The organism is Streptomyces iranensis (assembly GCF_017874715.1).
Classification (GTDB): Bacteria; Actinomycetota; Actinomycetes; order Streptomycetales; family Streptomycetaceae; genus Streptomyces; species Streptomyces iranensis.
In genome coordinates, this window is the sequence record NZ_JAGGLR010000032.1 from 1 (window position 1) to 12,825 (window position 12,825).

General features: G+C 67.6%; 11 protein-coding genes. 2 read left to right on the forward strand and 9 right to left on the reverse strand.

Going from position 1 to position 12,825, the window contains the following annotated elements; translation table 11 throughout:
* A partial coding sequence (locus J2Z30_RS42810; protein WP_209469076.1) for an IS701 family transposase occupies window positions 1-872 on the forward strand: 872 nt, incomplete at its 5' end.
* On the opposite strand, the gene J2Z30_RS42815 is transcribed toward J2Z30_RS42810, so the two are convergent.
* The 7 genes from J2Z30_RS42815 to J2Z30_RS42845 form a co-directional block, all read right to left on the reverse strand.
* Window positions 790-1,500: a restriction endonuclease gene (locus tag J2Z30_RS42815; protein ID WP_245389091.1), complete on the reverse strand. Its 711-nt coding sequence runs from the start codon at window positions 1,498-1,500 to the stop codon at window positions 790-792. The genes J2Z30_RS42810 and J2Z30_RS42815 overlap by 83 nt on opposite strands.
* Window positions 1,501-1,613: 113 nt before the next feature.
* The gene (tpg, locus tag J2Z30_RS42820) at window positions 1,614-2,183 is read right to left on the reverse strand and encodes a telomere-protecting terminal protein Tpg (RefSeq protein ID WP_044582649.1); all 570 of its coding nucleotides are present in this window, start codon (window positions 2,181-2,183) and stop codon (window positions 1,614-1,616) included.
* A 10-nt stretch (window positions 2,184-2,193) separates the two neighbouring features.
* The gene (locus J2Z30_RS42825; protein ID WP_044582650.1) at window positions 2,194-3,330 is read right to left on the reverse strand and encodes a hypothetical protein; all 1,137 of its coding nucleotides are present in this window, start codon (window positions 3,328-3,330) and stop codon (window positions 2,194-2,196) included.
* Window positions 3,327-4,124: an AAA family ATPase gene (locus J2Z30_RS42830; protein WP_052702187.1), complete on the reverse strand. Its 798-nt coding sequence runs from the start codon at window positions 4,122-4,124 to the stop codon at window positions 3,327-3,329. Before J2Z30_RS42830 ends, J2Z30_RS42825 begins: the two co-directional genes overlap by 4 nt.
* Entirely contained in the window at window positions 4,121-4,936 is an 816-nt protein-coding gene (locus J2Z30_RS42835; protein ID WP_044582724.1) for an AAA family ATPase, read from the reverse strand. Before J2Z30_RS42835 ends, J2Z30_RS42830 begins: the two co-directional genes overlap by 4 nt.
* A 251-nt stretch (window positions 4,937-5,187) precedes the next feature.
* On the reverse strand, window positions 5,188-6,786 hold the full coding sequence (locus J2Z30_RS42840; RefSeq protein ID WP_209469077.1) for a TnsB C-terminal domain-containing protein: 1,599 nt from the start codon (window positions 6,784-6,786) through the stop codon (window positions 5,188-5,190).
* A 59-nt stretch (window positions 6,787-6,845) separates the two neighbouring features.
* Window positions 6,846-7,403 (reverse strand): hypothetical protein, encoded by a 558-nt coding sequence (locus tag J2Z30_RS42845; RefSeq protein WP_052702191.1) that lies wholly within the window; start codon window positions 7,401-7,403, stop codon window positions 6,846-6,848.
* A gap of 1,000 nt (window positions 7,404-8,403) precedes the next feature.
* Here J2Z30_RS42845 and J2Z30_RS42850 point away from each other — a divergent pair.
* Complete coding sequence (locus J2Z30_RS42850) at window positions 8,404-10,806, forward strand: nSTAND3 domain-containing NTPase (protein ID WP_044582653.1); 2,403 nt, start codon at window positions 8,404-8,406, stop codon at window positions 10,804-10,806.
* 374 nt (window positions 10,807-11,180) lie between these two features.
* Here J2Z30_RS42850 and J2Z30_RS42855 read toward each other — a convergent pair whose 3' ends face one another.
* Both J2Z30_RS42855 and J2Z30_RS42860 read right to left on the reverse strand, forming a co-directional pair.
* Entirely contained in the window at window positions 11,181-12,131 is a 951-nt protein-coding gene (locus J2Z30_RS42855) for a helix-turn-helix domain-containing protein (RefSeq protein ID WP_044582654.1), read from the reverse strand.
* Window positions 12,132-12,133: 2 nt separating this feature from the next.
* Window positions 12,134-12,397 carry a hypothetical protein gene (locus tag J2Z30_RS42860; RefSeq protein WP_044582656.1) on the reverse strand — a complete coding sequence of 88 codons (264 nt, stop codon included), beginning with the start codon at window positions 12,395-12,397 and terminating at the stop codon, window positions 12,134-12,136.
* Window positions 12,398-12,825: the final 428 nt, after the last annotated feature.

The following is a 12,825-nucleotide window of genomic DNA, read 5'->3' on the forward strand; positions in this document are numbered from 1 at the left end:
TCGCCCGCCGTGCCACCCAGGCCGCAGTGGACTTCCGCGCGGTCGCGGCCGACTGTGCCTACGGCGACCAGGACGGTTTCCGCGGCGAACTGGCCACCGCCGGACTGCCGTTCGTAATGGCCCTCAAACGGCGCCGGGGCGTGTGGGCGCACGGCCCCGATGCCCACACCCCGGTGGACGCCGCCCGTGGGCTGGCCTGGCACGGCCCCGACCGGCCGGGCGACTGGACGGCGGTGACCCGCACCTTCCGCGACGGGCACACCACCACCTGGTGGGCCGCCGACGCGTCCCTGGGCTGGTGGGGACCGGACGGCACCACCCGGCTGGTGGTGGCCACCACCGACCCGGACACCCTGCCGGAGAAATCCACCTGGTACCTGGCCACCAACCTGCCCCGCCCCGGCTCACCACGCGAGGCCGACACCGCCCACCCGGCCGCCGACCTTGCCGAGATCGTGCGGATCTACGGCATCCGCAACTGGATCGAGCAGAGCCACAAGCAAGTCAAGGACGAACTGGGCTGGGCCGACTTCCAAGTCCGCACCGACCGCGCCATCCGCCGCCACCAGACCCTGGTCAACTGCGCGTTCTCCTTCTGCTGGGAAGCCGGACCGCCACCGACTCCCGCCAACCGCCCGGCCCGGCCGGTCCGGCCAGAGAGGGGGCACCCGATCGCACCACCCGGCACGCTGGCCCCAGGCCCTACGCACCGTCCGCAGCTGGCTGACCCCCACCCTCATGCTGCAACACTGGTGGAAAGCCTGGTCCAGCACGCCCCCTCCAGCAGAGTTACAAAACCTGATCAACGCAGTCAGTACCGGCCGACCACTCAGCCACCACCTCCCACTCCCGCCTTAACAAACCACCGATAGCGGCGTGGACGGCTTCGGCCGTGTCGGACACGAGGGTGCGCAGTTTCGCAAAGTCCGGCATGGACAGGTCCACCAGGGATATCTGGTGGGCGAGCGCGAACTCCTGTGCGTCTTGGGTAAATCCGGAGGTCGAGAAGATCGCGTAGCTGTAGCGGTAGCGTGTTCTGGGCCTGCGCGGGCTGCCGGAAGCGGCGGCCACTGTGGTCATCACGTTTTCGTTGACGTCGTGTACGACTCCGTGGCCGTTGCGGATCGTGGGCAGGCGCACTCTGTTCTGTGTGAACTTGGCCTCGACGAAGAGGCGGACCGGCAGGGAGAAAGGCGGCACGTATCGGAACTCGCCCAAGGTGTCGGCCTGGTGCCAGGCGCCGCGGCCGCGCACGACCAGGCCGTGGTTGCGCTCTTCCAGTACTCTCCAGGGTTTCTTGTCCTGATCGTCTTTGGCGGTGAGGACCTCGTATCCGCTCGACCTGAGCAGCCAGGCCAGGACTTCCTCGAGGAGATACCCACGCAGCGCAGCCTCAGTGATTACCCTTTGGACCCTATCGGCCTGGTGGGGCCGCAGTCCGGCGCCTGCTCCTGCACGACCAGTGTTTTCATGCCGTCTCCATCCGCCAGTTCCGGGCACCCGCCCGAAGACTGCCCCCTCGGAGAGGCGGCGGGTCAAACCCTGCCTCGAGCCTTGAGTTGACTGCTCAAGCCGGATTTGACCTCACTGCCTTTCGTGGACACTCGGCCTGTTCAGTAGGAGAACTCGATGTAGTCGACGTCGGTAAGTCGTACCAGGTGCAGACCCTTGCGGCCTGTCGAGACTCTGAAGTACGACTCGCCTATCCCATCGGCGACGATGCTGCGCAGTTCTCGCTCACTGGCGCCGCTGTGTCGGGCCTCGAGGAGACGTGCCGGATAAGGGTGATGCAGGGCCTCCGACAGGGAGCGCACGCGGCCGTCGTCGGAGGATCCTGCTGCCGCGTTGAAGCCGAACCATCCGCGGAATTGCACCCATAGACTGTGCTGCTGCTCGGCGAGAACTCGGTGGGCCCGCCGACGGATGCGGGGCTGCCACAGCCGGATGACGTCTTTGAGGATGGCCTGGCTCAGCGCCTCGTTCCGCACTTGGTTGGTGAGGATGCGCTGCAGGGCCTGGGGGGTGGTGTTGAGGCGGCTGGCAAGGGTGGCGAGGTCCGTGCTTCGGGACATGAGGAAGCGTAAGCGGGCCCGGTCCGAGCGCGGAGGCTGACGAGTCCAATGGTGGGCATCGGCGATGTCGAGGGCTTCTGCAACGGAGTCGGTGTGGAGTCGGTCGAGCATCTGTGTTCCTTCAGACGGTAAGGCGCCCGCGCAGCTGGCGGACGGTCTTCGTCCGCGAGACGGAGGTGGAGGGTCGGGATCGGCGGGTGGGTGGGGTGGGCAGGAGCCGGCAGGCGCGGAGAGCCTGCTCGATGTCGGCGTGTTCCCAGGGTGGGATGGACAGCGGGTTGGGGGCGTCTGGGTGGCCCCGCAGAGCCGCGAGGCGGCGGGCGGCATCCATCAGCAGCGTTGTCCAGGCCGGAAGCGCTGGAAGGCCGTTGCTCACCTGGGTGTGGAGGGCTTTGATCTGTTGGCTGTTGTATCCGGTCAGTGCTGCCACGGCGACACATGCTGCGTGGACGGGGTGGGCGACACGGGTGTGGACGCGGTCGGCGATCTGGGCGATGTGGGGGTGGATGTGGTCTTGGTGCGGGCCAGGCAGGGGCAGGGGCGGGGTGGGACAGGGGGGTAGGGATGAGGGCGTGAAGGTGAGGGTGGCGGGTTCCAGGGGCTGGGGTGGCATACGGAACTGCAGTTCGTCGTCGTGCGGCGGGAAGGGTGCGCGGTGTTGCCACCACGGGTAGTCGGCGAGTTGTCGCGGGCGGGTCGGGGGGCGCCAGTGGGCGGCTGCGGCGCGTCGGCTGTCCAGGAGTCGGTGGTCGGTGGTCTCCAGCAGGCTGAGGGTCGTCAGTGGGATGGGACCGTTGCACAGCAGGGTCAGGCGGATGCCGGTGCGGGCGCTGAGTGCGAGCAGTTGCTCCCACTGCCCTGTGCTGAGCCGGTGGGCGCGGCAGACGGTCAGGTGGCGGATGCCCAGAGTGAGGATCCAGGCTGCCGTGATGCGCCAGCTGCGGTCGGTGTTGGTGGCCCATGCGGGCAGGCCGTGGTCGTCATCGGGGAGGGGCAGGTGTTTGCCGAGGGCGCGGATCAGGTCGTGGGCCAGGTAGGGGCCGTTTCCTGCGAGCGGGGTGGGGTGGACGGTGATGCGTCCGTGGCGGGGCTGGTGTGCAGCGAATGCCAGGCGCATGTAGTCCTGTTCGTCGCGCGTGGTGACGATGATGGTGGGGGTGGGAAGCGTGGTGTTCTGGCGTGGTGGCCAGGTCGGGTTCCACTCGCTGTCGTGGCGTGAGCCGTCCGGTCCGGCCGAGGGGGGCGGGTGGGGGGTCATGGCGCCTCCGGGCGGGGGGTGAGGTGGCGCAGGAGTGCGTCGGGTTCGGTGTGGGCGGGTCGGGTGGTGGTGCGGTGGGTGAGAGTGGCCCAGCGGCGGAAGTTGCCGTGGGCCCACATCTGGTCGAGGTGTACCAGCAGGTCGGGGTCGGTGGTCTTCCAGTGGGAGTGGAAGGCAGGGATCACGGTGGTGATCTGGGTGGCGTCGAGGGGGTGGAGTTCGTGCCAGCAGGTCACGCGTGAGGCGAGCATGGGCGTGGTGCGCAGGGTGCGGAGGCGGTGGCTGCTGGCGGCCAGCACCATGGCGATGCTGGTGTGGGGGTCGTCGTAGAGGTAGCGGAGGTACTCCAGGCAGGAGGCGGAGAGCTGGTGGGCTTCGTCGATGGCCAGCAGCCGGGGCGGGTGGTGCAGGGCGTGGCGGATGAGGTCGTCGCTGGTGCCGGGGTCCTTGGGGGGCTGTCCTGGCAGGCCCAGGGCGTGGTGGAGGCTGTGGCGGAGGTCGCCGGGGCGGGCCTGGGGCTGGGGCAGGATCCGGATGGCGTGCCAGGCGGGGTGCTGGTCGAGCATGGTGTGCAGGGTGAAGGTTTTACCTGCCCCTGCGGGTGCGGTCAGGCACATCATGCCGTGCTCGGTGACGGTGGTCTGCAGGGCGGTGGCCGCGGCGGTGACCTGGGGGGTGTGGACGGTGCGGGCGCCGGTGAGGCCGAGGTGGTGGCGGGCGAAACGGACGGTTCCGTGGGCGGTGGCGACCGGGGTGGTGCGGGTTGTCCGGCGGGAGAGGGCGGTGGTGTTCATCGGTCGTCGTCGCGGCGGACGGGGCGGGCGGGTCGGGATCGGCGGATGGCCCAGCGGGCGAGGGTCTCGTCGACTTCGCTCAGGCCGCGGCGCTTCATGCCCTCGAGTACATGGTGGGTGATCTTGGACCACATGCGGAAGGTGCCGCCGCCAGCTTCCTGATCGATGAAGTCGATCAGCTCGGGTGAGGCGTTGGCCCAGATGGGGTGGAACAGGGGGATGTTCTTGGCGACCTCCGCGGGCTCCATGGGCGTGAATTCCTGCCAGATATAGATCCGGGAGGCGAGAGCGGGCTCGTTGTACAGAGTCTTGTAGCACTCCTCGCCGCCGACGAAGAGGACGGCGGGTCGGCTCTTTCCCTTGCCGGTGTCGTACAAGTGGCGGACGAACTCGAAGCATTCGCGGCTGAATTGCTGGGCTTCGTCGCAGACCAGGATGTAGGGGCGGCGGGCCAGGGCGCGCTTGAGGAGCCGGTCGAACTCGCTGGGATGGGCGGGGGGCTTGCCTTCCAGGTGCAGGACGTCGAAGAGCTCCATGCGAATGTCACGCGGGGTGGGGCGGGAGCGGAACTGCAGGAGCAGGACGAGGTCGGCGGCGACTTCCTTCAGTGCGGCCCGCACGGAGAAGGTCTTGCCGAGTCCGGCGTCGCCGTAGATGCAAGACATGGCGCGGGCGTCGATGGTGTCGGCGATGTTCTCGCCGGCCTCCAGCAGTGCTTCGGTGGCGACGATGCGGGCGTCGGGAAGGTCGAGGTAGAAGTCGGGGTCTACGCCGCTGTCGTCGGGGGCAGAGGCGGTGGTGGTGTTGGTCATGATGGCTGCTCCTTGCGGAGATGAGGGGTGGGCGGGGGCAGGCATGGTCGGGTTGACCAGTTGGCGGGCGGTCCCGAGGTGTCGGCCGGTTGCGGGGTCGTGGACTTCGATCTCCTCGGTATGAGAGCCGGGTTCGATGGTGACGCGGGCACCGATGTGGGCGAGCGCAAAGAGGGCACTGTAGGTGCGGCCTCGCCGGTGGATGTGCCCGTGCGGGCTGATGGTGCGGACCTCAGCCGAGGGGGTGGGGGTCATCGGGCCGTGCTGTTCTCCTCGGTGCTGGCAGGTGCGGGCATCGCCCAGCGGGCGCCAGGGGTGACGCGGCGGGGCATGTATCCGGCGGGTATGCCGTCGTCCTTGGCCCGCGATCGGCGTGTGGAAGCGAGTTCGGCGGCGGCCTGGGCGCGGGTCATGGTTCCGGCGGTGCGTGCGGGCTCGGCCTGGGTGACGGCCTGGAAGCGGCGACGGCGGCGGCGCTTGGCGTCGGCCAGGTCGCGGCGCAGGCGGCGTACTCGTTCGTCGCGGGCCTCGTATACGGCACGGATTTCGTCCTCGCTGGCCTCGTCGGCGAGGTGCGCGGTGCCGAGGTGCTGGTCTGTGTGGGCGTCGAAGACCTCGATGGCGCGGGGGTGGTGGGGCTGGTAGCGGATACGGACCTGGGTGCCGGTGCGGCCGGTCATCCACGCGCCGACGTAGTCGCGGTTCTGCCAGCGGATGCCGTGGCCGTGGATGACGCGGGTTGAGCGCTCCTCCTCGAGGAGGAAGACGTGCAGGTCCTCCAGCGGCGGCTCGCGCAGCGGGGTGTCGTCGCTGAGCCAGCTCTCCAGAGGGGTGACGTCGCCGTAGCCCTGCATGCGGTGTTCGGCGTTGCGGGTGCGTACCCATTTCGCGAACAGGTCGACGAATGCCTCAACGGACAGGGCGGGGTCCTTGTCCCCGACCCGCCGTTTGGTGTCCAGTTTCTGGGCCTTGGTGTAGCGGGGCAGGGTGGAGAAAAACATGCTGGTCGCTGCCAGGTTGAGGTTTTCGATGCTGCCTTTGCGGTGGGGGGTGTACGGCGGCAGGACGTCCACCTGGACACTGAAGCAGCCCATAGCTTCGGTAACGGCCCGGGAGAGGAAGTCCCTGCCTCGGTCGATGCGGATGCGTCGGGGCAGTCCGCCTGCTGGGCCGTGCACTTCGTCGGTGAGGATGCAGGCGCGTAGGGCGGCCAGGATCGATGCACGGTGCGGGTAATGGGGCGTGACGGCCCACCCCATGGTCATGCCGGTATGGCAGTCGCAGAACCAGGTGACCCAGGGCTTGACGAGGCGTCCGTCTGCCCAGACCAGGATGGGAACCTGCTTGTGATCGCCTTCCCATTCCTCGTTACGGCAGGTGGGCGGGCGGCGCAGGTGGGGGTCATGCGCGCGGGAGGCGAGGATGCCTTCGCGCAGGCCTGCCAGGTCGCCCGGGGGAAGATCCCGTTTCACAGTGCGGTGCAGAGTGGACAGGCTCGGGACATCCCGCGCATCGGCGGCTTCGTCGAGCATCTCGAGGTGGACGGCCTTGATGTTCCCGTGGTGGTAGGCGAGCTTGATGCGGATTTCCTCGGTGATGGTGAACCGGGGGCGTTCGGGGAGGTCGGCGGTGCCCAGGGCCTGGGCCTTCTCCAGACGTCGCCACACGGTGCGCTCGTGGACGCCCAGGGTGCGGGCGACGGTCTTCACGTCGGCGCTGGTCATGTCACTGCGCTGACGCAGCTCCATCAGGGAGCGAACCGCGGCCGCCAACAGCTTCTTCTTCTCCCGTCGGCGCCGTGGGGCGTGCTCTGGGTCGTCGGACGAGGCGTCAGTCGATGTCCGGGGCACCGGTGTACTCCCTTCAGGGATGCGATGGATGCTGGAGGTGAGATCGAGCGGGAATGCGGTCAGCCGAGGATGCCGATGTGTCGCACGAAGTAGTAGGAACGGTGGTCGGACTCCATCTCACTCATGAGGCCCTGCCACAGGTGCTCCATCTCCAGGGAGTCCTGCCGCGCCCAAGCTGCGATGATCGCGTTCCAACGCCAGATGTTTTTCCACCGGACCCGCAGGTCGCGCCGGTGGCGGGCCTCAACGGACTCCTGGTCGACGGGGTGGATCTCGATCCTGGTGCCGCCGTCCGCGTTGAGCACGCGAGTCAGGTAGGGGGCGATGTTGCGGCGACGCAGGTCCTTGAAGACCTGCTGCAGGCGCTGTTGCTCCTCGGGGCCGGGGGTGCGGACCTTCGCCCGCCACGCGGCGACGGTGTCGACATCGGCGGTGATGCCATGGGCGTGGAGCGCGTCGGCCGCGGACTTCTTCTTCACCAGATAGCCCAGCGCCTGTTGGAGAAGCTCCTCGTCGCTGCGTCTCCACGCGACATCATCGAAGACTCGCCTGTCCAGGCTCTCGGCCAGGGCACGCCCTCCCTCAACGCCCTGGGCACCCAACTCTCCATGTCCCATTGCCATTTCCTTCATCTCGTTGGTGAGCGCGGTGACAACCCGGGCGGTCCAGCCGCAGGCGGTGGATGTGGCGTGCCAGGTTGGAAAAGCCGTCGCCGCGGCGGTCTGGTACGGCGAGTGCAACGGTTCGTGCGCGCTGGCCCTTGTGGGGGTGATGTGCGCAGGGGCGGGTGTCGGGCGCTGCTGTGCAAGCGCCGGTGAGCTGCAACTTAAGCCGCTGGCTGGTCTGGTGGATCAGTTCAGGTCGTTACGGAAGCAGGGCTGGCACAGCCGATCTGTTATTGCTGACTTGTCGTGAATATGACAGGTACGCGGCATCGGTATTCGGTCGCCAGGAGTGCCGATTCGCCACTGCTGAGCCTTACGTTTCGGCTGGGCGAGGTTGCGTCAGGCGTACAGCGGCGCCAGTTGGCCTACGGAGCGGCACGCGGTCACAAGCAAGGAAAGTACAGCTTGAGGCATCAGGAGCGGAGAGGCGTGCGGGTACTGGCCGTGCGTCCGGGCTTTCCGGGGTTCCTTACGTTTTTCCGTAAGGATTTGTATGGGCCGCCCTTGGGGGCGCCGGATTCTGTCGCCGTGCTTCGTTAGCGACTCGGGCGGGTGACGCGTGTCCGCCAGGGGGCCGGGGCACTGTAGCGGCGAGGTCTGACAACGACTGCTCAAGCGCGGATGCGAACTCGCGCGCCGATTAACGCAGTTGTCTCATTCTCACCTCTACGCGTACGGTTACCTGCGCGTATCCGGGTGCGGGGTCTCTGCTCAACCAACACACCTCCCGTTGAACCCAACAGGGCACGGCGGCCGGATTCTGTGCACGCGCAGAGGTGGGGAACGCTTCTGTAAAGCCCTGCCGGCATGAGGTGCCGTGTGATCGGTGCTCATCACGTCGCAGCGGACGGTCTGCCGGGGGCACCTGGCAGTACCCACGGTCCGTGGGGCACTGTGTGGTTCGACCTTCTACGGGCGGCTGGCCCCGTCGATGCGCTAAGGATCTTGAGAGGTGAGCGGGATCGCTGCTCCGGACTATGACTTTGCGAGCCTGTCACCCTACGACTTCGAAGTGTTCGTCCGTGACTTGCTGTCCGCGCAGGATCACTTGATCTATTCCACCTACCGGGTGGGTGCAGACGGGGGCATCGACCTGAAGGCGGCCACGGAGAAGGGCTGGGTGGTGGCGCAATGCAAGCACACGCCCTCTGCGGACAAGGGCTCACTTCTCCGGGCCGCCAGGATCGAGGCGGGCAAGGCGGCAGGCATGGGTCTTGCACCTGTCCGGTACGTCTTCGTCACGTCCGCTGAACTGACCCCTGGCACCGAGAGGGAGACGCAGGAGGCATTGGCGGGGGTCGCCGATACGGTGAAGGTGTACGGGCGGGGCTGGCTCAATGCCGTGCTCGCCTTGCACCCCGAGGTCGAGCGACGTCATTTCAAACTGTGGGTCTCCTCGACACAGGCGGTACGCGCCATGATGCAGGACGGAGTCTTCCTGCGCGGTGAGTCCAGGATCCAGCGCATCGAGCGCAACTACCTCCGCTTCGTGCATCACAAGACCTGCGAGGTCGCCGAGTTGGCACTCGAGGAGTACGGCTGTGTGCTGCTGAGCGGGGCGCCCGGTGCGGGCAAGACGACAATCGCCGAGTACCTGTTGCTGCTGTGGTGGCACCGCGGCTTTCGGGTGGTCGTGGACCCGCGGACCGTCGATCAGTGGTGGGCGTGGCTCGAGGACGACACTCCCACGGTGTTCTTCTTCGACGACGCCTGGGGCCAGACGCACCATCAGGACCACGGTTCACGTCACCACGACACGGACATGTCCGAGTTCATCGAGTCGGTAGTGGAGCGGCAGAGCAGTGGCACTGCATCCAAGGTCTTGATCATGACGAGTCGGGTGCAGGTCTTGCAGGACACGGTGCGGCTCAGTGACGCCTCCCGACGCACGGTCGAACGACTCGCGCACTGTCACGTTCCGGTGGAGCGCCTCCCCTACGACGTTCGCTGCCGGATGCTGTTCAACCACGTCCACCTCGCCGTGACCGATCCGCAGACTCGGCAGGACCTTTCCATCGGCTCTTGGTGGCAACGGGTGGCCAGCCACCAGAACTACTCCCCTCGTCTCATCGAGATCGTCGTTCGGCGCAATGGGGCGAAAAGTGCCCAGGAGCTGATCAACAACCTGGAGGAGGCTCTGGAGAACCCTCACGAGATCTGGGGGGCGAGTTTCCGTGCGCTTCCGCCGGTCGATCAGCAGTTGCTGCTGGCCCTGTCGCTAATGGATTCGCAATTGGTGCTGTGGCAGGAGGTCGTCCGACGGCTGGGGAGCTTTCCGTCACCGGAGTTTCACGTCGATGCCGCCGTCGAGCGGCTCAACGGATCGTGGATCACGAAGGCGTCCCATGCCGGAAGCCAGGGTCTGACCGTGGCCGATCCCAGCCAACGGGACTTCCTCATCCGGTATTTGTCCATAAGCCCTGGCGCAATGACTGCCATCATCAGGAATTCGGTGAAATTTGATGATCTGATTCCTGTGTGCAGGCGGGGTGAGGCCATCGAGCTGGAAGTCAACCTGCGACTGTTCTCCAGCGGCGAAGACCTGTTCCGCAGTGTTCTCGACACGTGTGCACGGGAGTTGCTGGCCCGGCTGCGGGACCTGTGGGACCTCTACGCATGCGATGCGGCAGATCTCGCCAGCGGGAGCTTTCGGGAACTGACCTCGCTCGTCGAAGCTCTGACGCTGAGCGTGCGCTTTCACGGTGACCGCCATGCAGCCCCTGGGGCAGCGCTGCCGGCTGACTGGTTCGGCGCCGCCCTCTCGCGTGTCACGCGGCTCGTGGACGGATTGGGCATGACATCCATTGAGCCGCTGGCGGAATTGGTTACGGAGCTCGCTGCGGCGATCGAGAGCGCCAGTCCCCTCTGGTCGGCGAGCCACTCACTCCTCGATCCGATCTCTCAGATCCGCGCCGTGATCAGTCACGCCTGGGCCAGCCACGAACCGCGGATCGCCCACCACCAGAGCACCGGCTACGAAGCAGATCTGGCCGAGGCGCTGGTCCAGTACGCCAACTCCCTGGCCGGTCTTGGTCTGGGGCCGAGCGTCGACACGTACTCGCCTGCCGAGGTCGACGCCTATCTGGCACGTCACCTCGATGACTACGACCCGGATGACGTAGCCGAGCAAATCGACTCGATCGAGGATGTCGTCGGATGGAACTTCACCGACACCCGCGAGCGTCTGTCCCCTCTGCTCGACGCCGAGGAGGAACAGACGCTGTCCTCGCCCAGACGGGCCCCCGCCGTACTGCCCCGCCCTACTCCTGTGGTCGCGTCTCCTGCTGACACCACTGCCTCCGTGGCAGCCTTGTTCCGGTCCTTGGGCACTTCATCGACGCCGGGAAGGACTTGACGTCGTCGCGGGCGCAGGCGTTGTGGTGGACGTGACCTTCTGAGAGACCTACCGCCGTCACGGCCCGAGGGCACGGCAGCGGGTGAGCCGACCGCAAGGCCCGACATCCTCGCAGGCGCTGAGACCTACGCCCGGCAGGTCACGGCAGGTGACTTCACCGTCTGCTGCAGCCGGTATCCCTACGCCGTTGGGTGACCGCCGCTCGTCCGCGGAGCACAGGGGCAGCGCTCACACCATGAGGGCCCCGCTCCCGCCCCGCTGGTCTGTGAACAGGCGGCACTCAGTGAGGGTTCTTTCGCGGCCAGCACCACCCGAGACTGAAAGCCGTGATGTCGCCACGGTCCTCACCCGGCAGCGGAGTAGCAACAGGTGGCCTATAGGAAGTACCGCAAAGCTGTCCTGGCCTGATGCCACGACCTACCAGCACCTGATGCCACTGAATGCCAGTCGATCGGAGGCACTTGCACCAGGCCAGAGAGCCGATTCTCGAAGGTCGGCGATGTCAGAGCAACGGCACTCCGCCACTGGCACTGGAACGGCACTTCACACCTCTCACGCATCCGTTCCTCGTAGTCCTCGTACGTCTCGTCCGGATGGATCTGCCCAGCGCGGCGCTTGATCTCCTCGTCACGCTCGCGGCGTTCCAGGTACTCCTGCACGGCCGGGTCGGCGTCCGCGCACACGTACCCTCCCTGTCGTAGGGGCGGCGCGGGCGGCCGCAGGCGGTGCTCGATGCGGTCCCGGACCGCGTGCCACTCGGCGGCGCCCGCGACGCTCACGTCGAAGGCGGTCAGGAGCGCGGCCAGATGCTCGCGGCTGGGCAGGACCTTCCCGCTCAGAATCAGGTGGACTGTCGAACGCGGCACCCGGTACCCGCCGGCGTCGGTCGCCTGCTCGATCGCGCTGAAGGAGGGCTGGCCGGCCCGCAGGCGCAGCCGCGTCAGTTCCTGGCCCAGGGAGGCCGGGGTGCGGACCTGCCGGGTCCGTCGACTGCGGCCAGCCAGGTGCGGGCGGGCTTTCTCGATCGCGGCCGCCTTCCACAGGCTCTGGGCTGTCGCTACCCGCCTCTGCGTGGCCGCGCCGCCAGGGTCGCCGGCAGCGCGGGCATAGGCGAGGGCGGTGGCGAGCGGGGGCAGGTGGGTGCCGCGGGCGGCCTGGCTGAGGGTGGAGGCTCCGCGGTACCCCGGCGTGTTCGGTGGGCCAGTGCGCTCGGACAGGGTGGCGTAGGTGGTGTGGGCCTCGTCCTTGAGCTGGCGCAGGTACGTAGCCAGGGCTCGCAGTCGGGGTCGGGCGCTGGCGGCGACGGGCTTGGTGGGGCGACCCATCGTCACCGGCTTCGGCGGCGGGAGGGCCTGCCGGGATCGCTGGGGCGGCGGCCGGTGATCAGGTCGGCCACGGCGGCGGCCACTACGACCAGCGCGGCCGGAACGGGCCGGTTGCCAGCGGCCAGTGCGGCTGACGCCAGGACGACCACGACGATGACCACGACCTCGGGGATGCACAGCCGACTCGGCTGGGTGCGGACGGGGAGGTGGGTGGCACAAGACGCCGACGGCTCAGGGCTGGCGGCGGGCAGGGGCAGGGCGGACATGAGCAACTCCAGGCAGGTAGGGGTACGCCAACTCGGGTGTTTCGGGGTGGGATTGGTGCGGGATCCTGCCCCGCCATCGAGACCTCATGGTGCCCGTGCCGACACTCTCGCGGCCAGTCAGATCAGCGCCCGTTCAGGCCGACGTGTTCACCGTACGGAAACGCGAATACATCGTTCGTCCCTGCTCAGGCCCCCTGAAAAATCACGTTAACCCGAAACCGTCCAGAGCCTGCCCTGTCCCGGGTGCAGCTGGCCACCCTCCTCCTGCGTGCTGCCGGACCGCCAGGGGCTCTGCAGGGCGCGTACCTGGCCGGCGCGAGGTGATCTGGCAGGTGTTGTGCCCGGCACAGCCGCCGGCTGGGCAACCGCCGCGAACTGGGGACCGCGGCCAACTTGCTGTCCGCGCTGCCTGAAGTCGTCAACGCACA

Bases quoted from the DNA above. Each gene is read 5' to 3' on its own strand.
- tpg (WP_044582649.1), bottom strand. From the start codon at position 2,183: ATGCTCGACCGACTCCACACCGACTCCGTTGCAGAAGCCCTCGACATC.
- J2Z30_RS42825 (WP_044582650.1), bottom strand. From the start codon at position 3,330: ATGACCCCCCACCCGCCCCCCTCGGCCGGACCGGACGGCTCACGCCAC.
- J2Z30_RS42830 (WP_052702187.1), bottom strand. From the start codon at position 4,124: ATGAACACCACCGCCCTCTCCCGCCGGACAACCCGCACCACCCCGGTC.
- J2Z30_RS42835 (WP_044582724.1), bottom strand. From the start codon at position 4,936: ATGACCAACACCACCACCGCCTCTGCCCCCGACGACAGCGGCGTAGAC.
- J2Z30_RS42845 (WP_052702191.1), bottom strand. From the start codon at position 7,403: ATGGGACATGGAGAGTTGGGTGCCCAGGGCGTTGAGGGAGGGCGTGCC.
- J2Z30_RS42855 (WP_044582654.1), bottom strand. From the start codon at position 12,131: ATGGGTCGCCCCACCAAGCCCGTCGCCGCCAGCGCCCGACCCCGACTG.
- J2Z30_RS42860 (WP_044582656.1), bottom strand. From the start codon at position 12,397: ATGTCCGCCCTGCCCCTGCCCGCCGCCAGCCCTGAGCCGTCGGCGTCT.